The 24,249-nt window shown below is 62.1% G+C and carries 26 protein-coding genes; 14 read left to right on the forward strand and 12 right to left on the reverse strand.

The features are described from left to right. Positions 1-11: 11 nt before the first annotated feature. Positions 12-959, reverse strand: coding sequence for a LysR family transcriptional regulator (locus KW845_RS04410; protein ID WP_218367942.1), 948 nt, complete (start codon positions 957-959; stop codon positions 12-14). 148 nt (positions 960-1,107) lie between these two features. Here KW845_RS04410 and KW845_RS04415 point away from each other — a divergent pair, with 148 nt between their 5' ends. From KW845_RS04415 to KW845_RS04435, 5 genes are read left to right on the forward strand one after another with little or no spacing between them, the layout of a single operon-like run. Then, a complete protein-coding gene (locus KW845_RS04415; RefSeq protein ID WP_218367943.1) occupies positions 1,108-2,088 on the forward strand; it encodes a tripartite tricarboxylate transporter substrate binding protein in 981 nt (326 codons plus the stop codon). Positions 2,089-2,146: 58 nt separating this feature from the next. Next, entirely contained in the window at positions 2,147-2,608 is a 462-nt protein-coding gene (locus KW845_RS04420; RefSeq protein ID WP_218367944.1) for a cupin domain-containing protein, read from the forward strand. Positions 2,609-2,618: 10 nt separating this feature from the next. Next, entirely contained in the window at positions 2,619-3,572 is a 954-nt protein-coding gene (locus KW845_RS29700; protein ID WP_218367945.1) for an NAD(P)-dependent oxidoreductase, read from the forward strand. Then, the gene (locus tag KW845_RS04430; protein WP_218367946.1) at positions 3,569-3,988 is read left to right on the forward strand and encodes a heme-binding protein; all 420 of its coding nucleotides are present in this window, start codon (positions 3,569-3,571) and stop codon (positions 3,986-3,988) included. The genes KW845_RS29700 and KW845_RS04430 overlap by 4 nt, the downstream gene beginning before the upstream one ends. 59 nt (positions 3,989-4,047) lie before the next feature. After that, positions 4,048-4,899, forward strand: a complete 852-nt coding sequence (locus KW845_RS04435) for a fumarylacetoacetate hydrolase family protein (protein WP_255592372.1) — start codon at positions 4,048-4,050, stop codon at positions 4,897-4,899. A gap of 89 nt (positions 4,900-4,988) precedes the next feature. On the opposite strand, the gene KW845_RS04440 is transcribed toward KW845_RS04435, so the two are convergent. Next, complete coding sequence (locus KW845_RS04440) at positions 4,989-5,216, reverse strand: hypothetical protein (protein WP_218367947.1); 228 nt, start codon at positions 5,214-5,216, stop codon at positions 4,989-4,991. A gap of 682 nt (positions 5,217-5,898) precedes the next feature. Between KW845_RS04440 and KW845_RS04445 the strand changes: the two genes are divergently transcribed. After that, positions 5,899-6,849, forward strand: coding sequence for an alpha/beta fold hydrolase (locus KW845_RS04445; protein WP_218367948.1), 951 nt, complete (start codon positions 5,899-5,901; stop codon positions 6,847-6,849). A gap of 75 nt (positions 6,850-6,924) precedes the next feature. On the opposite strand, the gene KW845_RS04450 is transcribed toward KW845_RS04445, so the two are convergent. After that, the gene (locus KW845_RS04450) at positions 6,925-7,155 is read right to left on the reverse strand and encodes a hypothetical protein (protein WP_218368665.1); all 231 of its coding nucleotides are present in this window, start codon (positions 7,153-7,155) and stop codon (positions 6,925-6,927) included. Between the two features lie 18 nt (positions 7,156-7,173). On the opposite strand from KW845_RS04450, the gene KW845_RS04455 reads away from it, so the two are divergent. Further along, entirely contained in the window at positions 7,174-7,461 is a 288-nt protein-coding gene (locus KW845_RS04455; protein ID WP_255592468.1) for a GFA family protein, read from the forward strand. A 13-nt stretch (positions 7,462-7,474) separates the two neighbouring features. Here the strand turns inward: KW845_RS04455 and KW845_RS04460 are convergent, their stop codons facing one another. From KW845_RS04460 to KW845_RS04470, 3 genes are read right to left on the reverse strand one after another with little or no spacing between them, the layout of a single operon-like run. Continuing rightward, positions 7,475-7,957: a cupin domain-containing protein gene (locus tag KW845_RS04460; RefSeq protein ID WP_370628173.1), complete on the reverse strand. Its 483-nt coding sequence runs from the start codon at positions 7,955-7,957 to the stop codon at positions 7,475-7,477. Continuing rightward, positions 7,954-8,571: a flavodoxin gene (locus KW845_RS04465; RefSeq protein ID WP_255592373.1), complete on the reverse strand. Its 618-nt coding sequence runs from the start codon at positions 8,569-8,571 to the stop codon at positions 7,954-7,956. The genes KW845_RS04460 and KW845_RS04465 overlap by 4 nt, the downstream gene beginning before the upstream one ends. 6 nt (positions 8,572-8,577) lie before the next feature. Next, a complete protein-coding gene (locus KW845_RS04470; RefSeq protein WP_218367950.1) occupies positions 8,578-9,567 on the reverse strand; it encodes an aldo/keto reductase in 990 nt (329 codons plus the stop codon). Between the two features lie 99 nt (positions 9,568-9,666). Here KW845_RS04470 and KW845_RS04475 point away from each other — a divergent pair, with 99 nt between their 5' ends. The 5 genes from KW845_RS04475 to KW845_RS04495 all read left to right on the forward strand — a co-directional run bounded on the left by KW845_RS04475 (position 9,667) and on the right by KW845_RS04495 (position 14,659). Further along, entirely contained in the window at positions 9,667-10,569 is a 903-nt protein-coding gene (locus tag KW845_RS04475; protein WP_218367951.1) for a LysR family transcriptional regulator, read from the forward strand. A gap of 25 nt (positions 10,570-10,594) precedes the next feature. Beyond that, on the forward strand, positions 10,595-11,491 hold the full coding sequence (locus tag KW845_RS04480; RefSeq protein ID WP_218367952.1) for a LysR family transcriptional regulator: 897 nt from the start codon (positions 10,595-10,597) through the stop codon (positions 11,489-11,491). Positions 11,492-11,692: 201 nt separating this feature from the next. Next, a complete protein-coding gene (locus KW845_RS04485) occupies positions 11,693-12,481 on the forward strand; it encodes a carboxymuconolactone decarboxylase family protein (RefSeq protein WP_218367953.1) in 789 nt (262 codons plus the stop codon). A gap of 2 nt (positions 12,482-12,483) precedes the next feature. After that, entirely contained in the window at positions 12,484-13,599 is a 1,116-nt protein-coding gene (locus KW845_RS04490) for an alpha/beta fold hydrolase (protein WP_218367954.1), read from the forward strand. Positions 13,600-13,603: 4 nt separating this feature from the next. Next, complete coding sequence (locus KW845_RS04495) at positions 13,604-14,659, forward strand: alpha/beta hydrolase (protein ID WP_218367955.1); 1,056 nt, start codon at positions 13,604-13,606, stop codon at positions 14,657-14,659. Positions 14,660-14,861: 202 nt separating this feature from the next. Here KW845_RS04495 and KW845_RS04500 read toward each other — a convergent pair whose 3' ends face one another. Together KW845_RS04500 and KW845_RS04505 are read right to left on the reverse strand one after the other, a co-directional pair. Beyond that, positions 14,862-15,848 (reverse strand): tripartite tricarboxylate transporter substrate binding protein, encoded by a 987-nt coding sequence (locus tag KW845_RS04500; RefSeq protein ID WP_218367956.1) that lies wholly within the window; start codon positions 15,846-15,848, stop codon positions 14,862-14,864. A gap of 33 nt (positions 15,849-15,881) precedes the next feature. After that, positions 15,882-17,225, reverse strand: coding sequence for an MmgE/PrpD family protein (locus KW845_RS04505; protein WP_218367957.1), 1,344 nt, complete (start codon positions 17,223-17,225; stop codon positions 15,882-15,884). Positions 17,226-17,395: 170 nt separating this feature from the next. On the opposite strand from KW845_RS04505, the gene KW845_RS04510 reads away from it, so the two are divergent. After that, positions 17,396-18,775 (forward strand): CoA transferase, encoded by a 1,380-nt coding sequence (locus KW845_RS04510; protein ID WP_218367958.1) that lies wholly within the window; start codon positions 17,396-17,398, stop codon positions 18,773-18,775. Between the two features lie 50 nt (positions 18,776-18,825). Next, positions 18,826-19,797 carry an ornithine cyclodeaminase family protein gene (locus KW845_RS04515; RefSeq protein ID WP_218367959.1) on the forward strand — a complete coding sequence of 324 codons (972 nt, stop codon included), beginning with the start codon at positions 18,826-18,828 and terminating at the stop codon, positions 19,795-19,797. Between the two features lie 45 nt (positions 19,798-19,842). On the opposite strand, the gene KW845_RS04520 is transcribed toward KW845_RS04515, so the two are convergent. The 4 genes from KW845_RS04520 to KW845_RS04535 all read right to left on the reverse strand — a co-directional run bounded on the left by KW845_RS04520 (position 19,843) and on the right by KW845_RS04535 (position 24,173). Then, complete coding sequence (locus KW845_RS04520; protein WP_218367960.1) at positions 19,843-20,811, reverse strand: tripartite tricarboxylate transporter substrate binding protein; 969 nt, start codon at positions 20,809-20,811, stop codon at positions 19,843-19,845. Positions 20,812-20,899: 88 nt separating this feature from the next. Further along, positions 20,900-22,051 carry a 2-methylaconitate cis-trans isomerase PrpF family protein gene (locus KW845_RS04525; protein ID WP_218367961.1) on the reverse strand — a complete coding sequence of 384 codons (1,152 nt, stop codon included), beginning with the start codon at positions 22,049-22,051 and terminating at the stop codon, positions 20,900-20,902. 30 nt (positions 22,052-22,081) lie between these two features. Next, the gene (locus KW845_RS04530; protein WP_218367962.1) at positions 22,082-23,185 is read right to left on the reverse strand and encodes a mandelate racemase/muconate lactonizing enzyme family protein; all 1,104 of its coding nucleotides are present in this window, start codon (positions 23,183-23,185) and stop codon (positions 22,082-22,084) included. 178 nt (positions 23,186-23,363) lie between these two features. Next, positions 23,364-24,173, reverse strand: a complete 810-nt coding sequence (locus tag KW845_RS04535) for an IclR family transcriptional regulator (protein ID WP_218367963.1) — start codon at positions 24,171-24,173, stop codon at positions 23,364-23,366. Positions 24,174-24,249: the final 76 nt, after the last annotated feature.

Here is a 24,249-nt window from a genome sequence, read left to right on the forward strand (position 1 = left end):
CGGCGGGCGCATCACTTAATACGTTTCAACCCATGCCCCGCCGTGGCGGGGTTGCTCAACGAAGCCGCGCATTCCAGCAATTGGCGCCGCAGCCAGGCTCCGCCTGGATCGTTCTCCCGGTAGGCGTGCCATTGGAGCGATTGATTAATCGTGGGCATTTTCACCGGCGGAAGCAGAAGCTTCAACGGCATGGCTTGTCCGTACAGTGTGGCCAGGCGCTTATGCATCATCGCGATGCGATGGCTACCGACCACAAAATGGGGAATAGAGTTGAAGCTGGTGACCGTTACTTCCACGCGTCGTGTAATGCCAGAGCTCCTGAAGAATTTTTCTTCGATGTGAGACACCCCCCGCGTGCCGTATTTCACCACGACGTGCCCCAGCTTCTGGAACTGTTCCAGGGAAATACGCCCACCGATAAGTGGGTTCTTCGACCACGCGACACAAGCAAAGCCGTCCTGGAACAACAGCGTGGAAGGGTGCCTGGGTGAAAGGTATTCCTTGGCGATCAACAGGGCGTCGATATCGCCATGTTCCAGAGATTCGGCAGGAGCGTCCGAGAATGGCAATACCTCGACCCCGACGGACGGTGCCAGATCTTTGATCCGCCGGCACATCGCCGCCAGGACAACCGTCGAGCCGTAGTCCGAGGCCATCACCCGAAAGGTTCGTGACGAGGCGCCCGGATCGAAGGCCGGCTGGGTCAGCGAGACCGCCTCGATCTGCATCAGGATGGAACGCACCGGCGCGACCAGCTCTTCTCCCAGTGGAGTGCGCCGCAGTTTGCGGCCCAAGGGCACCAGCAATGGATCGCCAAAATGTTCGCGCAGGCGCCCCAGCGATCCGCTCATGGCGGATTGCCCGACATGCATGTGCTCTGCCGCGCGCGTCACGTTTTGATGGTCCAGTAGAGCATCGAGCGCGACAAGAAGGTTCAGGTCCAGCCCTTTCAGATGCATATTCAACTATCTTTTAAAACAATACCTAACATCGATATAAACGATTTTACCAATACCAGGCTCTTCACTAATCTCACATCCAACCGACCGCAAACCATCGCGCAGCAAGACAAGCGCTCGCCATATCGGAATAACAAGGAGGAGAGACATGCAACGACTGTTCGCGGCGATCGCCGTGTCCGCTTTAACCCTATGTACGTTCACGGCCTCGGCACAGACCCCTTACCCCGACCAGCCTATCAAGATCATCGTGCCCCTGGCACCCGGCGGAGCAACCGACACGATTGCACGGATTCTTGCACGACACCTGGGCACTGCCTTTTCAACGCCGGTCGTGGTCGAAAACCGCACCGGTGCGGGCGGCATCATCGGCCTTAGCGCGGCGGCCAAGGCTCCCGCCGACGGCTACACGCTATTTCTGGGCAATATCTCGACCAATGCCCTGATCGAAGCCGTCTACGGCGACAGATTGAAATTCAGGCTAGATGACGCATTGCAGCCTGTCACGATGGTGGCCACCATTCCACACATCCTGGTGAGCTCGATGCAGTTCGAGCCCAAGACCGTGAAAGAACTGATCAGCTACGCCAAGGCCAACCCGGGAAAGGTGAACCATGCTTCGCCCGGCGTCGGCTCGTACTCCATGCTGGACATGCTCAAGTTCGAAAAGGCTGCGGGCCTGGAGATGGTGCATGTGCCCTACAACGGCGGGGCCGGCCAGTACATAGCTCCATTGATCTCCAACGAGGTGCAGATTGCGTTTCTTAACGCCTCTTCGGTAATCCAGATGATCAAGGGGGGCAAACTGCGCGCCTTGGCCGTAACTACCAAGAAGCGGCTGCCCGAGCTGCCGGATGTGCCGACCATGGCCGAAGCGGGCTTTCCCGATATCGGGACCAATGCCTGGCAAGGTCTTTTCGCACCCAAAACCACACCCAAGCCAATCGTCGACAAGATCTACACGACAGTGGTCAACGTGCTGAAGCTACCCGAAGTCAGGAAGAGCTTCGCCGAACACTTGATCCAGCCAACCGGCAGCGAATCGCCTGCAAGCTATCGGACATTCGTGAATTCGGAAATAACCAACTGGGCCAGCGTGGTCCATACCTTTCACGTCAACGTGCAATGACCGTACTGCCACACCGGCATTCCGTGCATTTCCTTTTTCATCACCCCAAGGAGTATTCATGAACATCACGACCACTTCGGGCGAATTCGAAGTCATCGGCCCGCGTACGCCTGGCGCCAAACGCGCCGCCACGGGCGAATACGTCTTCGATTTCCACGCTGTCAACCAGATCATGGGAGGCCCAGGCTATTCCCCGGTGTTCGGAGGCTGTGTCGAAGGCGACCGCATGATCGTCGCTTTGATGCGCGCCCCTGCCGGCAAGATGGGCGATCCGCACCTGCACCCCAATGAACAATGGATCTACATCCTGGAAGGACAGTTCGACTTTCGAACCGATGGCAAGACGTTCATCGTGGGCCCCGGAGGCCTGATTTTCATCCCGGCTGCCCAAGTGCACCAGGGCGGTGCGACGGCCGATGGCGATTGCGTATTTTTCACCTGCAAAGACGCAACCCATAGCCTGCATGGTATGCGCGCCGACGCGGTAGCCGCGACGGCGCGCGCCGCAGCCTCCGCCTGAAGGAATACTTGTGCAGCCAACGGGACACGACGCAGCGCCGTCCGGTTTTTATCGGGATCACGGTGCCATCGGTGTGATAGGCCTGGGGATCATGGGTGGGCTTTACGCTCGGCACCTGCTTGACGCGGGGTTCAGGGTTGCAGGTTACGACGTCGCGCCGCAACGGCTACACGTCTTCCGGAAAGCGGGCGGCAGCGTCTGCGCAAGCGCCGCCGAAGTTGTGGCGGCATCGGAAGTGATTATCGTGGCACTTGCCTCGGCCCCTGCCTTTCGCAGTGTGATGCTGGATGAAGGGAACGCCGCCTGCCAAGCCCGCGCGGGCCAGCTTTTTATCGAAACTGGAACATTGCCGATCGAACTCAAGGAACAGGCACGCGCCCGGGTCGAATGTCAGGGTGCCCAAATGATCGATGCCCCCGTGACCGGCACGCGCATCCATGCCGAACGCCGTGAGTTGATCATCTACGCCAGCGGCACCGAAGCGGCGGTGCGGCACGCAATGCCTGTCCTCGAGACCTTTGCGAGCAACATTCGCTACGTAGGGCCTTTCGGGTATGGGATGAAGCTGAAAATGATTACCAACCACCTGGTCGCGGTGCACAACGTAGCCACCGCCGAAGCGCTTTCACTGGCCTTTCTTGCCGGCCTCGATCTGCGGCTGGTGCACGAGCTCATCGCCGATGGCCCGGCCAGTTCGGGGATCTTCAGTTTTCGAGGGCCGCTGATGATCGAGGGCCGCTATGACACACCTACCATGCGGCTGGACGTGTTCCAGAAAGACCTGGACATCATTAATGCCTACGCGCGGGAACTCCATGCCCGGACGCCGCTGTTTGATGCCGGAGCAGCGGTGTACCGGTCAGCCCTGGTCCAGGGTAACGCTAGCGAGGACGTCTCTGCGGTGTTTCGTGTCCTGTCCCAGGCCGAGACGACCGCCTTATCCGACACACAGGATCCGCCATGACAGACATCACCTTGGCTCACGCCAACCAACTTATCGACGCCGCGCTGGGCGAAGCACGCCACACAAGGCTGGCGCCCATGACCGTCGCCGTCCTGGACCGTGGCGGCCACGTGGTCGCCCTTAAGCGTGAGGACCAGTCTTCCACCATGCGCGCCGATATCGCCATCGGCAAAGCCCGAGGCTGCCTGGCTTTGGGCCAGTCTTCGCGCGCCATGGCAGAACGGGCAGACTCGGTTCCGCTGTTCTTCAATGCCCTGGCGGCGCTTTCGCACGGCAACGTGATTCCCGTTGCAGGAGGGCTGCTGCTGAAAGATTCCGCCGGCCACGTATGCGGCGCGGTCGGTGTCAGCGGCGACACACCAGATAATGACGAACACTGCGCCCTGGCCGGAATCGCCGCGCTCGTCCAGAGCTGAAGCCCGCCGGCTTCCACAAGAGCCCACCCACCATTGCTTGACACTTTCCGAGGTTCCCATTGAGACTGTTTTCCTTACGCGTCGGGAATGCGCCGGCGATCGGCGCGCGCGTCGGCGACTTGTTCATCAATCTGAGCGCAGCGGGCTTGCCCACAACGCTCGATGCCCTTCTGAACGAAGGCGACACCGGCCTGCAACACGCCCGGCAACTGATCGCCCGCGGCGAGGGCTTTCAACCTTTGGACGGCGTGCAGATCATGCCGCCGCTGCACAATCCGTCCAAAGCCATCGCCGTAGGACTCAACTACCACGACCATGCCGTCGAAAGCAGCATGCCGGCGCCCTCGTACCCTGTGCTGTTCCAGCGCTACGCTTCTTCGTGGGTCGCTCATGGCGAACCGCTCGTCTTGCCGAAGCTGTCGGCCGAGTTCGATTTCGAAGGCGAACTGGTCGTGGTCATCGGTAAAGCTGGCCGATATATCGACCCGGATACCGCGCTGGGACACGTGGCCGGATACTCCATCTTCAACGACGGCTCGATCCGCGATTATCAATTCAAGACGCCACAATGGCTCATGGGCAAGAACTTCGATCACTCGGGCGCTTTCGGTCCGGAATTCGTGACCGAAGATGAGCTTCCCGCTGGGGCGAAGGGCCTGCGCCTGCGGACACGCCTGAACGGTACCACTGTGCAAGACGCTAGCACCCGCGACATGATCTTCGATGTGCCGAGGCTGGTGGCCACTTGCTCGCAGGCTTTCACGCTGCGGCCGGGCGACATGATCATCAGCGGAACACCGGCCGGCGTGGGGTTTGCTCGCAAGCCGCCGCTGTACATGAAGGCTGGCGATGTCTGCGAGGTGGAAATCGAAGGCCTGGGTACCTTGAGCAACGCCGTGATCGCGGAATAGGGCCCGACACGCGGCCGCGTCGGGGCTGGGCGAGATCGAAATCGGCCGGCTACTCGCTCGCCTGGGAGGCGGCTGGGGCCGCGCCCTATTTATCCCAGGCCAAAATGCGTGCGGATAGCGTTGCCACAACTGCGTCCATCGACGTTGTAGTCGTCACCTATCTCGGCGCACGACTCGGCAATGGCCAGGGCAAAGGCCAGCAAGGTGGATTCGTCTATAGAGTGCGTCAAGCCCGCAACTTCTGCCATTTCCCAGAGTTCATTGGGCCCTATGCCCAGGCGGTCTGAATCGGGCAGGCTGGTGTCATCGTTGTTCATCGTGGATTCCTTTGCGCTGGGTTCGAAATATCAGCAAGGCATGTGCCGCTCAGGCGTGCGAATTCGGCATGAATTCCGTGCGAACCCGTAGGCAGTCTAAGGCAGAAAAGGGCGGCAGGTTCTTCCTGGCCACCCCTGTTGTGCGCCGTCAAGACGCCGATATTTGTAACCTGGCCGGAAAAGTACCCACAACGCGGCCATTTTGGCGGGTTGCTGTCGCCTGCTACCAGCCAGGCCCTGGCTCATCATCCATTTTTGGTATGACCAGCATTTCTTACGCGTACTGCCAGAACGGTTGCCGGTTGTCTATTCTGAAACCAGCCCGCTCAGGCGGTACTTCAATGCATGACTGTCCCATTGAAAAAAGAGGACGCCGAACGAGCGCGCATTTCGAATCAACAGAGTGAGGGCAGACGCGGTCGGTCCATGTGTCGGCTGCATTTTCCCTGGCCAGTCGCAGGCCGAGCTTACATGGGAACGGGCTCTGCCTTTCGTTCGATCAATGGGATAGGCGCAAGCCATCCTGAGTCGCAGGCATTCGCGCATATGCGAGTATTATTCTTTCAATGACGTCGTCTCGGCGTTCGTCCATGGCAGACCGCGCGGCAACCGCGCTTTCGCATGTGGCGAGAAGTACATTGTCGGCGATACTGCCGCGAAATAGTCGAAAAGGGCCAATCCGATGAGCGCTGGTACAAGACTTCCGGGGACCCCTGATCCTACGCATATATGGCGAGGAGCAGGAGGCATCCACATCGCAGGCGACGCCTGGGGCAATCCCGATGGCCCCCTGGTGGTGCTTCAGCATGGCGGCGGACAAACCCGTCATGCTTGGGGAGGCACAGGTGAACTGCTTGGTGCAGCAGGATATTACGCAGTTGCGTTCGATGCGCGCGGCCATGGCGATTCGGATTGGGCCAGCGACGGGACGTACGGACAAGACATAATGGTGCGCGATCTGGAATGCATCATCGAAGCCTTGGGCAAGCGCCGCCCGGTTTTGGTGGGCGCCTCCATGGGCGGCGGCACCAGCCTGGTGGCCGTCGGTGAAGGTCATGTCGACGCCACTGCCTTGATCATGGTGGATATCGCGCCGCGCATCGAGCCTGAGGGAGTCGACAAGATCCAGGCTTTCATGGCGCAAAAGCCCGAGGGCTTCGATTCGCTGGAAGAAGTTGCCCAGGCCATCAGCAATTATCAGCCTCAACGTGTGCGCCCCAAGAACCTGGATGGCCTTGTGAAAAATGTGCGCCAGGGCGCAAACGGCAAATACCATTGGCATTGGGATCCGCGCATCCGTGCCGGCAAGCGCGACCTGGAACGGCGCCAGCAGCGCCTGGAAGCATGCGCCCGGCGGCTTATCTTGCCAGCCTTGCTGGTGCGCGGCGGCCTGTCAGACGTGCTTAGCGAAGAGGGCGCTCAACAGTTTTTGGCTCTTTGCCCACACTGCGAATACGTTAACGTAGCCACCGCGGGCCATATGGTAGCGGGGGACCGCAACGACATTTTCGGCACCTCGGTGATCGAGTTTTTGGGGCGCGCGGTGCCGGTAGGTGGCGAGCCGGTTCATCCCGCGCATCCTGGCAGCGCGCATGGCATTGACGCAGGCGAAGATATCAACGACGTGCCGTAAGGCCTTGCTCACTATTCTTCGATCACAGCAATAGCCCGATGCACCCCCAGCATCGTTTGAAGTTGGGAACTGCCATCACAAAGCGCGTTCATCGAGCACTCGGAGAGAAAGCAAGGCTCTCTGCTGCAAATGGCTGGCCAACCTCTGATATCGCAGCAGCACAAAGCTATCCAGACTGAAGCTTTCAAACTCACCGGAGAGATCATGAAGGTCGACGGCCAGTGCCACTGTGGTGCCATAGCGTACGAAGCCGAGGTCGAACCCGGCGGGATCGTTATCTGCAACTGTGCGGATTGTCAGATGCAATCGGGCTCGGTCTTTCGCATGAATATCCCTGCGTCCGCACAGTCGTTTCGCCTCTTGAAGGGATCCCCCAGGAAATACCTCAAGGTCGCTGAAAGCGGGACGAAGCGTGTCCACGCCTTTTGTGGAAATTGTGGCGGCCCGATCTACTCTTCTGCTGCCGAGGACCCACAGAGCTACTCTTTGCGGGTTGGCGCCTTGAAGCAGCGGTACCAGCTGGGACGCCCTGTCAGGCAGATTTGGACGAAGCGAAGATTCCCGTGGTTTCCGCACCTCGACGGCACCGAAGAGTTCGAAGAGCAGCCTTGATGTGCAGGCTGAGTCATGAAGGGCCACGTTCGTATTCTTCCTTGCTGACCTTCTCCATCCACTTCACAGATTTGCCATCAAGGCCTTCTGAGATCGCAATATGGCTCATACCCATGGTGGGACTGGCGCCATGCCAATGCTTGACGCCAGGCGGGATCCAGACGATGTCGCCGGGGCGAATCTCCTGAACCGCATCGTCCCATTTCTGCACCCGTCCTACGCCTGCCGTGACGATAAGGGTCTGTCCGAGAGGATGCGTATGCCAAGCGGTGCGTGCGCCGGGCTCGAAAGTGACGATGCCGCCACCCACGCGCGCGGGTGCGGTGGCCTGAAAGCGGGAGTCCACTCGGACCGAGCCGGTGAAGTTTTGCTCGCCGCCCGCGCTTGATGGCTGGGTGCCGGCCGGGGTGACCTTGATGGGGTCCTGCTCTGTGGCGGAGGCAGTTGATAATCCCAACGACAAGGCCATGGCGACGACGGGTAGTTTCATGTTCATTCTTTATAGAGTTCCTTGGTTTTCGACTTGACCGGCACTTCGCCTAACCAGCTCGTCACCCGCTCCATTGTGCGTCGTTCTTGATCCGCTTCCATCACGAAACCATCCATTATTCGGGCCTTGGGCGCAAGCCTCGCGAGCACCGACAGGCTATTGCCCAGGCCATAGCCGCCGTGAGTCACGAAGGGGATCAGCGTTTTGCCTGACAGATCGTGTGTGGACAGGAAGGTACGGACCACTGGCGGCACTGTAGTCCCCCAGATGGGAAAACCCAGGAAGACGGTGTCATAGCCCGCGACATCGGTGACCACGGATTCCAGGGGCGGTTCGTAGCCCGTATCGGTTTCCTGTCGAGCCTTTTCGACCGTTGCAAGATAGTCTTCCGGATAGGGCAAGGCGGTCCGGATTTCGAACAGATCGGCGCCAAGCTGACGATGTACCAGCCCGGCGATGACGCGCGTGTTTCCGCTTCGGGAAAAGAACGCCACCAGTGTTTTGGAGCCTATTCGCCTGAAATCCCCCCCGGTATCCGGGGTTGCGGCAAGGCCGCCCAGTGGCAGGCTTGCCAAGGCCGCCATCATTGCTCGACGGGCGGGGTCGTGAAATGTCGTCATGAGGCTTTATCGGCCAACACGCGCCTGTAGGGCGGCGGGATATCGATCGCCCTGGATGTTTACTTCCGATAAGGCATGGTTGATCGTCGCCAGGTCGGCTTCCGACAATTCGATGGACGCTGCATCCAGGTTTTCGTTCAGGCGATGCAGCTTCGTCGTGCCTGGGATGGGCACGATCCAGGGCTTTTGGGCCAACAGCCATGCCAGTGCAATCTGCGCCGCGGTGCATCTGTTTTCGTTGGCGAGCTGGGCGAGCAACGCCACCAAATTCTGATTCGCCTTGATCGCTTCGGGCGAAAAACGCGGCACTTGGCTGCGAAAGTCGTCGTTGCCGAAGGTTGCCCCTTCCTTGATGGCGCCTGTCAGGAAGCCTTTGCCCAATGGACTGAAGGGCACGAACCCGATTCCCAGCTCTTCCAGGGTGGGCAGGATTTCTGCTTCCGGCTCTCGCCACCACAGCGAATATTCACTCTGCAATGCGGTAACCGGCTGCACCGCGTGGGCACGGCGGATAGTCTGAGCGCCGGCTTCCGACAAGCCGAAGTGCTTGACTTTGCCTTCGGCGATCAAGTCCTTGACTGTGCCGGCCACGTCTTCGATCGGAACGTCGGGATCGACGCGATGCTGGTAGAGCAGATCGATCACGTCTGTTTTCAAGCGCTTGAGGGATCCCTCGACCGCCCAGCGTATGTGCTCTGGCCGGCTATTAAGGACCTGTTGCTTGTTGTCATCACCGAAGGTAAAGCCAAACTTGGTGGCGATGACCACCTGGTCGCGGATCGGGGCAAGTGCCTGGCCAAGCACTTCTTCGTTGGTATAGGGGCCGTAGACCTCAGCAGTATCGAAGAAGGTGACGCCGCGATCCGCTGCGGCCCTGATCAGCGAGATCGCCTGCCGGCAGTCTGTTGCCGGACCGTAGCCGTGGCTCAAGCCCATGCAGCCCAAGCCCAGGGCGGAGACGGTCAGATTGCCGGGTCCGAGTGTGCGCGTTTGCATGTGGTGTGCTCCTGAAGGGTTCCAGCAATGAATGTAGCGATCGAGGACATGTGCGACTAGATGCTAAGATCGACATAGACTTGTGAGGTAGGCTCATAAATGCCCAGAGACCGCTACAACGACCTGCAGGCTTTCATTGCTGTTGCGCGGGAACGAAGCTTTACGCGCGCCGCTGCGCGGCTCGGAGTGTCTCAGTCAGCACTGAGCCACACAATCCGTGAGCTTGAAGCCAGGATGGGCGTGCGTTTACTGACGCGTACTACGCGCAGCGTGTCGCCGACAGAGGCGGGAGAGCATTTGATGTTGAGCATAGCCCCCCGCTTCCAGGAGATCGAGGCAGAGCTGGCGGCGGTGGGCGAATTAAGCGACAAGCCCGCGGGCACTGTCCGTATTACTGCAACGGAAAATGCGGCCGAGACGGTACTGTGGCCAAGGCTGGCGGTGCTGCTTCCGAAATACCCTCAGATCAAGGTTGAGCTTACGGTGGATGCTCGCTTCGCTGATATCGTTACCGACCGGTACGACATGGGGGTGCGGCTTGGCGATGAAGTTGCCCGGGACATGACTGCCGTTCGCATCGGCCCCGACCTATGCTTTGCGATCGTCGGTTCACCCGCATATTTGGCGCAGCACCCGGTTCCCAAGAAGCCGCAAGACCTGGCTTGTCTTGACTGCATCAACCTGCGCCTGATGAGCCATGGCGAACTCTATGCCTGGGAGCTCCGCAAGGGTAATCAACAGATCAATGTACGTGTCGAAGGCCAGCTTGTATTCAATGGGACAAGGCCCATCCTCCAGGCTGCGATCGCGGGCTTCGGGCTTGGGTATTTGCCGCTGGACATGGTGCAGCCTCATATTGCCGAAGGAAGGCTGGAGCGGGTACTTGAAGGCTGGAGCCCGACATTTACCGGCTACCACCTCTACTATGCGAGCCGCAAGCAATTGCCTCGCGCGATGGCCGTGCTGATCGAGGGGCTGCGGTACCCGTACAGCGCGATATGAATCCGTGAACTTGGCAGGTTTGTGAATGGCGATAGAGAGCTTCAGCGACGTTCTGGCCTTCATTCATGTGGTGCGCGAAGGAAGTTTTACGCGTGCTGCTGCGCTACTCGGTATATCTCCTTCCGCAGTGAGCCATTCTGTCCGGGGGCTTGAAGTACGGCTGGGAGTCAGGCTGCTGACTCGCACCACCCGTAGCATTTCCACCACCGAAGCGGGAGAGCGGCTATTTGCCAGCGTGGCACCGCGATTCGATGAAATAGACGCCGAGGTTGCTGCGGTAGAGGAATTGCGCGACAAGCCAGCGGGTACTGTACGCATTACGGCGGCCGAACACGCAGCCAATAGCATTCTCTGGCCCAAACTATCCAAAGTCCTGCACAGCTATCCCGACATCAATGTTGAGATCACCGTTGACTACACCTTGTCGGACATTGTCGCTGCGCGCTATGACGCGGGCGTTCGCGTGGGTGACCAGGTAGCGAAGGACATGATCGCGGTCCGTATTAGTCCGGACCTGCGAATTGCTGTCGTGGGTTCGCCGACATACTTCACCAAGCGACCAAAGCCGGACTCTCCGGATGAGCTTGTCCAACACAAGTGCATCAGCCTGCGGCTATCAACCCATGGCGCGCTACTTCCCTGGGACTTTGAAAAGGATGGCCAGAAACTCAAGTTCCGCATGACGGGCCAATGGGTGTTCAACAACAGTTCAGCCATCGTCCGCGCGGCCCTCGCCGATTATGGTCTGGCATTCGTTCCCGAAGACATGGTGGTCGAACACCTCGCGGCTGGAAGGCTGGTACGCGTGCTGGATGACTGGTGCGCCCCTTATCCAGGGTATTACCTCTATTACCCGAGCCGGCGCCAATCCTCGCGCGCCTTGGGCATCATTGTGGACGCCCTGCGGCATCGCAGCCGTTGAGAAGTAAAGAACTTGCCATTTGACGCTTCGCTACTGCCAATTCATGAATTTTTATCAGTAGTGAATGCGGATTTGTGGGCTTAATCAAAATAACGGCACCCCGTACGATTCATCTTTCTGTAAGGAAAGGCGGGGGCAGGCCCTCTTGCGGTTGTCATTGCCTTCCTTCCAACAGCTCGTACTGCAGGGAGCAAATGATCAATGGCCAATGCAACATCCGCGAAGTACCACAAGGCTGACGCGCTAATTGCCGGCCTTGCCTTGAGCCTTGGGCTGGGGTTTGCGCCGGCCCAAGCCGCCCAAAACACAGCGGCACAAACCTCTGCCGTTCGGCCTGCGTCCGATCTGCTTACGGCCAAGCAGCAGGCTATCCCGTTGATTGCAGCCTTTATGGCCACCAGCGACTTGCCCAGGTTGAATAGCGCCTTGAATCGGGGGCTGGATTCTGGTTTGAGCATCAGCGAGGCGAAAGAAATCCTGGTGCAGCTGTACGCCTATGTCGGTTTTCCCCGCAGCCTGAATGCGCTGGGCGAACTGAAGAAGGTGATGGAGGAGCGCAAGGAGCGCGGTGTCCGGGATCTGCCCGGGCTAGAGCCTGGCCGCGCCATTCCCGCAGGCGAAGAATTGGTGGCGATAGGCAAGGCCAATCAGACTCGTATTTCGGGCAGGGTTGTGGAAGGCCCGCTGTTCGACTTTGCGCCTGTCATCAATCAGTTCCTGCGGGCACATCTGTTCGGCGCAATTTTCGAGCGCGACAACCTCGACTGGCAAAGCCGCGAGTTGGCGACGGTCGGGGCATTGGCCGCCACACCGGGGGTAGAAGCGCAGTTGCGTTCTCATATGGGCGCCAGCCTGCGGGTGGGCCTGAGCGCCGCGCAGTTGCGCCAGGTGAGCCAAGCGCTCTCTGAAGGTGGCGATGCACAGGCTGCGCAGCGTGCCGACGAGGCCCTGACGCAGGCGCTGGCTGCAGCATCAGCATCCGGAGGTTGAACATGAATCTTTCCAGAATCCTGCCGTCCGCCGCCGTCGCAATCCTGGTCGCTGCTTGCGCGAGCAATCCTGGCAAGCCGGATAGTTCCTCCGGTCCCTTGCTGATTCAAGAACAAGGCAGCTTCGCCGCCGGCGGGAAGATGCTCACCACGCCAGGCACGTTCAATCCTCGCCTTCCCATGGAGCCGGCCGGGCAGACTTACCGCGGCGATCATGCGTATACCTTCTATCAAATTCCTGTGGATGCCCGGAAGTACCCGATCGTCATGTGGCATGGCGCGGGGCAATCTTCCAGGACCTGGGAAACAACAGCAGACGGCCGCGAAGGTTTTCAGACCATTTTCCTGCGCCGGGGATTCGGTGTCTATCTGGTCGACCAGCCTCGGCGAGGCGGCGCGGGGCGAAGCATGGCCGAAGCGACAATAACGCCTACGCCTGACGAGCAGCTTTGGTTCAACCAGTTCCGTGTCGGGTTGTGGCCAGACTACTTCAGCGGCGTACAGTTTGACCGCGATCCAGAGACCTTGAATCAGTTCTTTCGGGCCATGACGCCAAACACGGGCGCGTTCGACTCGAACGTGGTTTCTGACGGAGTCTCTGCGCTCTTTGATCGCATCGGCGCTGGGATCCTGTTCACCCATTCGCAAGGGGGTGGGCCGGGTTGGCTGACCGCAATCAAGAATGACCGGGTCAAAGCCATCGTGTCGTTTGAGCCGGGCAGTGGTTTTGTCTTTCCCGAAGGCGAAGTGCCTGCACCTATCCCCAGTGCATTCGATACGGTGAAAGCCGAGGCCGTGCCGCGCGCGCAGTTCAACGAACTGACGCGCATTCCCATACTCATCGTTTACGGCGACAACATCCCTGGCCAGGCGACCGATATGCCTGCGCAGGACAGCTGGCGTGCGCGGTTGGAGATGGCACGGCTGTGGCGTGACGCGGTAAATCGCCATGGCGGCGATGCCACTGTGGTGCACCTGCCGGAGATTGGCATCAACGGCAACACGCACGTCCCCATGTCGGACTTGAACAACATGCAGATCGCGGACCTGGTTTCAAAGTTCCTGGCCGAAAAAGATCTGAATCAACGAGAAAAAGACGGTTTTAACTTCAAGGAATAATTCTATGAAAGCCACAGTTGTAAAGGCTGCTCTCCTGGCCACGGTGGTCGGTGTCCTGCCCACCGAGGCCGGCGCGGCGGACTACAAAAAGAACCCGTTCACGCTGGTCTACGACGGCGCGATCACGCAGAACGAGCCCGGAAAAGTCAATATTCATCCCGTTACGTACAAGCTGAACGGCCTGGACATCGCCGCCAATGTCTATACCCCTGCCGGCTACGACCCAAAGAAGCGCTATCCCACGGTGGTGGTCGCCCATCCGAATGGCGGCGTGAAAGAACAAGTAGCCGGCTTGTATGCCCAGCGACTGGCCGAGCAAGGCTATTTGACGATTGCCGCCGATGCCGCCTATCAGGGCGCCAGCGGAGGACAGCCGCGCAGTGTAGATAAGCCCGCCCATCGCATCGAAGATATCCATGGCATGGCGGACTTCATCGCCCAATATGCAGGAGCCGATGTGAAGCGCCTGGGCCTCTTGGGCATATGCGGCGGCGGTGGATATTCGCTGGCGGCAGCCCAGACCGACAAGCGCTTCATGTCTGTTGCGACGGTAAGCATGTTCAACTCCGGGCGGGTACGCCGCAATGGCTACGTGGATTCGCAACTGGATTCCATCCAGCAGCGCTTGCAGCAGGCTTCGGCCGCCCGTGCCCAGGAAGCGGCCGGCGGCGAAGTGCTTTATTCGGGCGATGCCAACTTGACGGATGAGCAGATCGCCCAGCTGCCGTTCGACCTGTATCGGCAGGGTTACGACTACTACTGGAAGACGCACGCGCATCCCAACTCGACCTTCAAGTACACCACCAGCAGCCTGCTGGACCTGATGCGCTTCGATGCCACCGACCAGATCGCACTGATCGAACAGCCCCTGCTGATGATCGCGGGCAGCAAGGCCGACAGCCTGTATATGAGCGAGGATGCCTACGCCAAGGCTAGTGGCACGAAGGATAAGGAATTGTTCAAGCTCGATGGCGCCACGCATATCGAAACCTACTGGGTTTCCGAGTATGTAGACTCCGCGATCGACAAGCTGACGGTGTTCTACGAGAGGACTTTATGAGGCACGCTACTCCGATCGCCGGGTACGTGCGAACAGCAGGAGCGGGGGGCGTTGCAAGCTGACATCGCTGTTGCAGAATCGCGGCGCATTGCAGAAAGGAATACTCAATGAGCAGGTTGGTGCGGCCCTGCAGCGCAGATGGACGCCCCACCGGCCGCCGGGCAGGATGTGGCGTCCAGATCGAACGATACCGCCCTGCGCGCTACTGCAGGGCGATGTGCGCGGCCTCGATCAGCTTGGCTGTATTGGCAATGTCCTGGTTCAGGAAGGTAGCGAATTCCTCGGGGCTGTTCGCCACCGTCTCGGCGCCTTGCGCGAGCAGCTGTGCTTTCACCTTCGGGTCGTGCAGGATTTTCACGATGGTGGTGTTCAGCTTCTTCACTACTTCGGGCGGCGTGCCCTTGGGCGCCATCAAGCCGATCCACGAGACCTCGCTATAGCCCTTCAGGCCCAGCTCGTCCAGGGTGGGGTACTGAGGCGCGGCCACCGAGCGCTGCGCGCTGGTCACCGCCAGCGCACGCACCTTGCCGCTGTTCACGAAGTTGATCACGCTGGGCATGGTGGCAAAATACATATTGACCTGGCCCGACATCAAATCCACGACCGCCGGGGCGCCGCCGCGGTAGGGAACGTGCAGGATGTTGGTGCCCGCCATGCTGTTGAACAGTTCTCCGGCCAGATGGGTGCTGCCGGCCAGCCCCGCCGAGGCGAACGTGAGCTTGCCCGGTTCGGACTTGGCCAGCGCGATAAGTTCCGGTACCGTTTTCGCCGGCAACGACGGGGTGACCACCAGAAGGTTCGGAATCTGCGCCATGACCGTGATCGGCACGAAATCCTTCTGGATGTCGAAGTGCAGGGACTTGTACAGCGTGGCATTGACCGCGTTGGCGCGGCTGGCGGCGAGCAACGTATAGCCGTCGGCGTCGGCGCGCGCCACGGCCTCGGTTGCGATATTGGTGGCGCCGCCCGGCTTATTCTCCACGATCACGCTCTGGCCCAGCGCGCCGGTCAGGTGCTGCGCCACGGTGCGGGCGACGAAATCCACGCCGCCGCCTGGCGCGTACGGCACCAGGATGCGGATGGGGCGGGAGGGAAAGGTTTCCGCGCGCGCTTGCGGCAGGCCGGCCGCGCACAGCAGCAGCAAGGCCGCTGCCATTCTGGGCACGGTGGATAGTTTGGTGAGCGTCATGCAATGTCTCCGTTTGGGATTTGGGATCGGCAATCAGGCTGCGCGCAGCAGCGCGGTCAGTTCGGCGATGTGCTCGACCCGCTCGAGCCGCCATACGCAGTCGGCCACGGCCTGCGCGCGCTCGGTTCCGAGCGCGTCGCGGGCATTGGCGAGGAATTTGGCGGTCAGCGCCGCATCTTCTAGTGGGCGCGCGGCGTCGCCATAAGGGACGTCCTGGAATTCGGACCATTGCCGGCCGTCCGCGGTATGCACCGTGACGCATGCCGGGCGGCCTTGCGGATATCGTTCGGCCAGCGATCCGTCGGCGTGGACCGTAGTGCGTTGCACCAGTTCGAGCACGTCTGCCGCGGCCCAGCGGTCGCGCTCGAACTGCGCCGCGGTCAACTTGCCGTCCAGCAACGACATGGCTACCGTCACGGGCAGGCTGTGATCGGCCGTTTCGCGATTGGCCGGCTTGAACTTGGACGGATCGGCCGTGCGCTTTGCCGTGATTGGCGGCACCGTGATCTCTACCCGCTCGATCGGCTGGCCGCCCAATTGCGCATGCAGGCGCAGGGCGACTTCGTTGGGCGTCTGCAATTCGAATTGCACGGGGAATTGCTTGAAGCTGGTGGCGGCGATCAGTGGCGCTCCACCGGGTTGCAGCGCTTCGGGCGCATAGCTGGACTTCATCGGGCCGTCCTGCGCCAGCCAGTCCAGAAAGTGCGTGGGGCCGGTGAAGCCGCCTTGCGCCAGACGCACCGCCAGAATGCTGTCCATAGCAGACCAGGCATAGCCGATCGCCTTGGCCATGCTGATACCGCCCTTGGACATGGCATGCACGGTGAACTGGCGGCAGCCGGACAGCGCCACGGCCTGCTCCACCACGTTTTCGGGCAGGTTCCAGGCTTTGCCGACCACCAGCGGCGCCACGATGCCCGCGGCCGTGACATGGTGCATGCCCATGCCTTGCAGCGAGGCAAGGTGCGTCAGCCGCATCTGGCCTTCATAGCCGGCCGTGACCGCCTCGATCAGCCGAGCGCCGCTGCCGTCGGCTTCCTCTACGCAGGCCAGCGCCAGCGGGACGTTTTCGGCGGGATGGCAGACGTCCTGTGCCCAGTACACGTCCATCATGTCCAGATAGCGCACCATGATGCCGTTGAGCAGCACGGCGCGTTCCAACGACGAGGTGCCCGCTTCTCCGATAACCGTGGTGTTGCCGCTGCCGCCGACCAGCGGACCGGCGATGCGCGCCGGCTCGCAGCCGATGGCGGCGATCGCGCAGCCCAGGGCGTCGAGAATCGCGCGCTTGGCCGCGGTGATGGTGTCGTGCGAGAGGTCGGGTAGCCGCAAGTTCTGGGTGAGGGCGGTCAGTTGCCCGATAGCGCTGCGGCTCATGAGTATGTCTCCATTTTAGTCCAATATATGGAATCTATTCGGGTCGATCTAAAGTCTACCGGTGCATTTTCTATTGGGCACTAGGCTGGCCGGAAATATAAGTTCATATAGTGGGAATTAGAGCGCTGTATCGGAGGTGGCGCGGATAATGCCGGGATCAGGAGAAGACCATGAGCCAGGCATTGTTGGAATTGCTGCAATGGGCCGAATTGCCCGCGGATGCGGCCGCCCGCACCGTCATCGAGGGCGCCGATCCCGTGTTCGGCACGCGTTATCGCATCGCGGATCTGGGGGCGGCGTCGATCGCGGCAGCCGCCATTGCCGCGGACCGGTTGTGGACACTGCGTACCGGCCGCCGCCAGGCGATCTCGGTGCCAGCCCGCGCCGCCGCCGTTGCGCTGCGCAGCAATCATTACCTCAAGATCGACGGCAGCACGCCGCCGCGCCCCACCGACAAAGTCACCGGCTTCTATCCTGTGCGTGACGGGCGCTGGATCTACCTGCACTGCAATTTCCCCAATCTGCGCGACCGCAACTTGGGCGTGCTGCGAGCCGCCGCCAATCCGGCCGCGGTCGCGGCGGCGGTTGCGCAATGGGACGGCATTGCGCTGGAAGAGGCCGTTGCCGCCTCGGGTGGCTGCGCCGCCTTCGTGCGCAGCGAAGACGAATGGGCCGCCACGCCGCAGGCCGCCGCCGTGGCGGCCGAACCGCTGCTGACCATCGAGCGTATCGGCGATGCCCCCGCCGAACCGCTGCCGCCGGGCGACCGGCCGCTGTCGGGGCTGCGCGCACTGGATTTGACGCGCGTGCTGGCCGGACCGACCTGCGCGCGCACGCTGGCCGAGCATGGCGCCGACGTGATGCGCGTCTCGCGCGAGGGGCTGCCGGACTCCGGCCTGTTCGACCTGGACACCGGTCTGGGCAAACTCTCTACCTACATCGATCTGCGCGAGCCCGCCGGCGTCGAGCAACTACGCGCACTGGTGCGCGGCGCGGACGTCTTTTCGCAGTCGTACCGTCCCGGCTCACTGGACGCGCGCGGTTTCTCGCCGCAAGACCTGGCCCAATGGCGGCCTGGCATCGTCTACGTCACGCTCAGCGCCTGGGGCTACTCCGGCCCGTGGCGGCAGCGGCGTGGCTACGACACCGTGGTGCAGTCGGCCAACGGCCTGGCCTGGCGCGGTCCGGACCAGCGGCCGGCCTTCCTGCCGGTATCCGCGCAAGATTACATCGCTGGCTATCTGATGGCCTACGGCGCCATGACGGCGCTCGAGCGGCGAGCCCGTGAGGGCGGCAGCTGGCTGGTGCGCATTTCGCTGGCCGGTACCGGCCATTGGCTGCGCCGCTACGGCCTGCTGGACCCGGCGGCCGTGGCCGGCCTGCCCGCCGACCTGCCGGCAGACGAACTGCGGAACTATCTGATGGAATCGGATTCGCCGGTCGGCCGGCTGACGCATTTGGCGCCGGTGGCCCGGCTGTCCGAGACGCCGGCCCGCTGGACGCGTCCCGCCGTGCCGCTGGGCGCGCATCCGCCCGCGTGGCCCGCCTGAGCCCGGCGACGATTCCCTATCCCGATGCAGAACCCAATCAGGAGATGTACATGCGGTTTGTGAAGGAAGAAGAGGTAGTGGACCTGTTTCCGCTGGAGGCCGCCATCGATTGCGTGGAGCGGGCCTTTCGAGACTATGCCGACGGCGTTGCCTTCGACGTGCCGCGCGAGCGGACCAAGACGCAGTATGGCAGCCTGCACATTCTGCAGGCCGCCTCCGAGAAATTGAACGTCATCGGCTACAAGGCCTATTATCCGGGCCGCGAGCGGCGCGTGTTCCTGGTGCACATCATGAATCTGCGCACCGGCCGCCTGGAAGGGATCGTCGAAGGCGATGAAATGGGCATCCGCCGTACCGGCGCGGCCACCGCCGTGGCCACCCGCGCGTTGGCGCGCGCCGATGCACGCACGCTGGCCTGCTTCGGCACGGGCCGGCACGGCCTCACGCAACTGCGCGCCGTATGCGCCGTAAGGCCGATCGAGCGGGTGCAGGTCTATGGGCGCACCTTGGAGCATCTGCAGGCGTTCCGCGCCGAGGTCGAAGCGTCCTCTGGCGTATCCGTGACCATTGCCGCCACTCCCGAAGCCGCGCTGAATGGCGCTGACATCGTCAACATTGTCACCCGCGCCGACACGCCCTTGTTCGATGGCGCGTTGCTTGCGCCGGGCCAGCACGTCAACGCCGTGGGCTCCAACGCCCTGAACCGGCGCGAGATCGACCTGGCCGCCGTGCGTGCCGCCGATCTGGTGGTTGTGGATTCGGTGGAAGTGGCGCGCCGCGAATGCGGTGACCTGCTGCCGGCAATCGAGGCCGGCCTGCTGCACTGGCGCAACGTGCCCGACCTGGGGGGCGTGCTGACCGGCCGCGCGCAGGGGCGTGTGTCCGAACGGCAGATCACCCTGTTTGAATCGCAAGGCATGGGCGTGCAGGACATCTACGCTGGCAAATACGTGCTGGAGGCCGCCGCGCGCGCCGGCGCCGGCGTGGCTATTCCCATCGAGGGCCAGCCGGCACGCCGCTGACCGGCCCGCGTTGGCCGGCGGCCCGCCACGGCCGCCGGATTCCGCTTATTCGGCCTTCAGGCCGGTATCCTTCACTACCCTGGCCCACTTCTTCAGCTCGGCGTTGATGAAGTCGCCCAGCTCCTGCGGAGTGGAGGGCTTGGGCTGTGCACCCATTTGTTCCAGCAGTTCCTTCGTGCGCGGATCGTTGGCGAATTTCTGCACCTCTTGGTTCAGGGCCGCCACGGCCTCGGGCGGTGTGCCCTTGGTGGCCACCAGCGCCCACCAGACGGTGGCGTCGAAGCCGGGTACCGTCTCGGCTACCGTGGGCACGTCGGGCAGCGCATCCGAGCGCGCCGGCGTAGTCACGGCCAGCGGCACCAGCTTGCCGGCCTTGACCTGCGGCAGCACCGCTACGATGTTGCCGAAACTCATGCTGATGCGTCCGCCCAGCAGGTCGGTCATCATCGGTCCGGTGCCCTTGTACGGCACGTGCAGCATGTCCAGCCCGAACGTGTTGGCGAACAGTGCGCCGGCCATCTGTTGCGAGCTGCCGGTGCCGTTCGAGCCGTACGTGAGTTCGCCCGGATGCGCCTTGGCATAGGCCACCAGTTCCTGCACCGTCCGCACGCCCAGCGAAGGCGGCACCACCAGCACGTTGGGGGAGTTGGCCACCATCGAGATGGGGACGAAGTCTTTCACCGGGTCGTACCGCACGCTGTTGTACAGCGAGGGATTGATGCCGTGGCTGCCATTATTGGCCATCAGCAAGGTATAGCCGTCCTGGTCGGCGCGCGCCACGTATTCTGCGGCGATGATGCCGTTGGCGCCCGGCCGGTTCTCGATGATCACCGGCGTGCCGAAGTCTTCGCCCATGCGCTGCGCCAGCGCGCGCGCCAGCGTATCGTTGCCGCCGCCGGGCGGGTAGGGCACCACCAGATGGATCTGGCGCGAAGGATAGGCGTCGGTGGCCAACGCTGTCTGGATGGAAAGCGCGCCGAGCGCGATGCACAACGAGGCTAAGAGTCTTTTCATGATGATTCTGATCGTTGGTTAGAAAATGCACATGGGCGTCCGAGCCGCGCCAGCGGCCCGCGGGCGGGCAGGAATAGAAAGAGCAAAGTCAGGCACGCAGGCCCGACTCGCGGACGTAGACAGTCCCTTCCATGATGCGTCTGGCGGTGCGCACGTACGAGGCCTCCTGGATCTCGCCGTCGGCCGCCAGCGCGATGCGTACCGGGAACACGCCGGTCGGATGGCCGATGCGCACCACGCCGTCGGGGAAATGGCGCGCCACGGCATGCACCACCGTGCCCGGCAGGTTGGCGGCGATGGCAGTGCACACCGCGCCGGTGGCGGCGAACGCCTTGTGCAGCCGAGGTGGCGGCCCACCCACGCGGCGCGCCACGAAACTGACGTCCTGTGCCGACACGGTCTGCTTGGTCATGTAGTCCACGTAGTCTGTCGGCGCCACCACCGAAACCGGGTGCGGCAGCCGAGAATCGGGCGCCAGTTGCACGTGCGCGGCGGCGGCGTTGCGGATGGCCCAGAAGCGCTCGAGGATTTCCGGTGTGAAAGCCTCTGGGCTCTCGGTGCCCAGAATGCCGGCATCGCGGGCATGAAAGAACACCGTGGCCTTGGCCACGTCCACGATGGACACGGCGATTTTGCGGCCGAACTCGGGGATGTACAGCTCGTCGATCAGGTTGCCGCTGGGTAGCAGCTTGCCGGTGCTGGCTCCTTTGGTGCCGGCGAAGTCCATGCGGATCTCGCCCGAAGTGCCGGGCACGCCGGCGATGGCGCAATCGCCGTCCACGGCCGGGGCGCCATTCTCGTCCACCGGCACATACGACACCAGCAGCTGGCTCGTATTGGTGTTGAAGATGCGCACGCGCGTAACCGGGTGCACGGGTTCCACCATGCCTTCCTCGATAGCGAAGACACCGACGCCGGCCGACAGGTTGCCGCAGTTGGCCGAGTACGACACATAAGGCAGGTCGATGCCGACCTGGCCGAAGGTGTAGTTCACATCGGCGCCGGGGCTGTTGCTCTTGCCGACGATGACGATCTTGCTGGTGAGATTGTCGGCGCCGCCCAGTCCGTCGATCTGGCGCGGATCGGGGCTGCCCATCACAGCCAGCAGCACTTTGTCGCGCGCCTGCGGGTCGGCCGGCAGATCGTCTTCGTGGAAGTAGACGCCCTTGCTGGTACCGCCGCGCATGACCACGCAGCGCACGCCGCGCTGACCGGCGGAGCGGCGTATCGGGGTATTCATATGTTGGGTCTCCGTGGATGATGGGTTCGTCTACCAGTCAAGCCGGTAGCGCGCCAGTTTTTCGTCGCTGACCTGCGCGCCGATGCCCGGCTCGTCGAGGATGTGCAACTTGCCGTCGCGGATGTCGATCGGGTGTTCGAGCAGGTCGTCTTCCTGCTTGAGCGGCGTGGACAGGTCGGCCGGATAGGTCACGCTGCGGAAGGCCGAGGCGAAGTGCGCGCTGGCCAGCGCACCGATGCCCGACACGCCCTGCGACCCGATCCAGCACGGCAGGCCGTAGCCTTCGGCCATGTGGACGATGCGCATCGATTCGTAGATGCCGGTGCGCGCGATCTTGATGCCCATTACGCTGATAGCGCCGTCCTGCAGTTCGCGCCGTACGTCCGTCAGCGAGAACACGCTGTCATCGGCCAAAATGGGCACGGTGGTCGCGTCGGCCACTTTCTTGCGGTAGGCGCCCAGACCGATCGGCACGGGCTCTTCGGCCATGGCAAGGCCGTATTCCGCCATGGCGTTGATCGTGCGGATCGCCACGGCGGGGGAGTAGAGTTGATTGGCGTCGATGAACAGGATCGCATCCTCGCCCAGCGCTTCGCGCAGCATGCGCAAGCGGCGCAGGTCGCCGGCCGGATCCGACCCGGCCTTGATCTTGAACGTGCGGATGCCGTAGTCCTCGCGGATGCGCACCGCTTCCTGGATGAACTCCTCATCGTCGACGAAGTTCAGGCTCAGCATCCAGCTGACTTCCACCGGCTTGACCTTGCCGCCCAGCAGGCGGGCCAGGCTGACGCCCAGTGCTTGCGCGGCCACGTCGTGTAGCGCGGTGTCCAGCGCCGCCTTGGCAGTGGGGTTCCACGGGATGGCGGCCAGCTTGGCCTGGTAGCCCTCGCGGTCCAGCGCATCGTGGCCCACTAGCATGGGGCCCAGCGTGTCGCGCACGATGTGAACAATGGAGCGCTGCGTTTCACCGTAGATGGTGGGCCGGGCCGGGGCTTCGGCGGTGCCGGCTGCGCCACCGGCGTAGACCCGGATCAGCACGTGCTCCTGGGCGTCGCGCTTGCCGTGCGCGCCCCAGCGAGAGGCTTTCTTAAGGGGGATGCGGAAGGGAATCGCTTCCACGTGTTCGATCTTCAAGACTGTCTCCTTGTGCATGGCCGTCCATCCGCGGCTTGTCGCGGCGACGCATGCAGGCAGCCAATAGTCCATTTTTTGGACTACTTGGGCTGTGCGGGATAGTCTATCTAGCGGTATGCCTGCGTGAAATACATGGCACGTAGAAAAAATTCCACAACGTGGGAAGTCAGGATTGCCCTCAGGGGCTGGCGGCTTCTTCCACCGACATGGTGCGCAGCTTGTCCTCCAGCGATTCGATGGACGCGCGCAGGAAGGTGACGACCTCCTGCACCCGGTCGCTCTCCAGCCGCGATGCCAGGGTCGAGACGCTGATGGCGGCGATCGGATTGCGGTCGCGGTCGCAGATCTTCATGCCTACCGAGCGCACGCCGGTGGTCTCGAGCACGTCGGTGACCGTATAGCCCAGCGTTTGCGCCCGCTCGATCCGAGAGGCGAGTTCGGTCTCGGAGTAGCGCGGGTATTTCTGTCGGATGCGCGGCCGGTTGGCGGCACAAATGCGCGCGATTTCGGCGGGGTTCAGCCCGGCCAGGATGGCGATGTTGCCGGCGCCCACGCCCAGCGGGCGCCGCCGCCCGGGCTCGAGCACGAAAGCCTTGACCGGGTAGGAGCCTTCCTTGCGGTCCACGCAGACGCCGTCGAAACCAGAGCGTACCGTCAGGAACACCGTGTCGCCGGTTTGCTCGGCCAGCGCGTTCATATAGGGCTGGCATACATCGCGCAGCTTGACCGGCGGCGCGACGGCCACGCCCATTTCATACATCGCGATACCCAGAAAGTAGCGCTTGGACTCGCGGTTCTGCAATACCAGTCGCTCGGAGATCAGCCCCTGCAGCAGACGGTGCACGGTGGAGCGCTCGATTCCAGTGGCGCGGTACAGGTCGACCAGCCGCATGCCTGTGCGATTGTTGGCCGCCAGCAGGCGCAGCAGCGCCGCAATGCGCCGTATGACTTGGGTGCCGCGTGAAGTTTCGTCTTCGATGGAAGTCATGATTCCCGCTATGTGGAACAATTTCTGGAGAAAGGCCATCAGATTAGAGGCTTGTTGGCCTTATTATGGCCACATT

Source organism: Bordetella sp. BOR01 (assembly GCF_019218885.1).
Lineage (GTDB): Bacteria > Pseudomonadota > Gammaproteobacteria > Burkholderiales > Burkholderiaceae_B > Bordetella_A.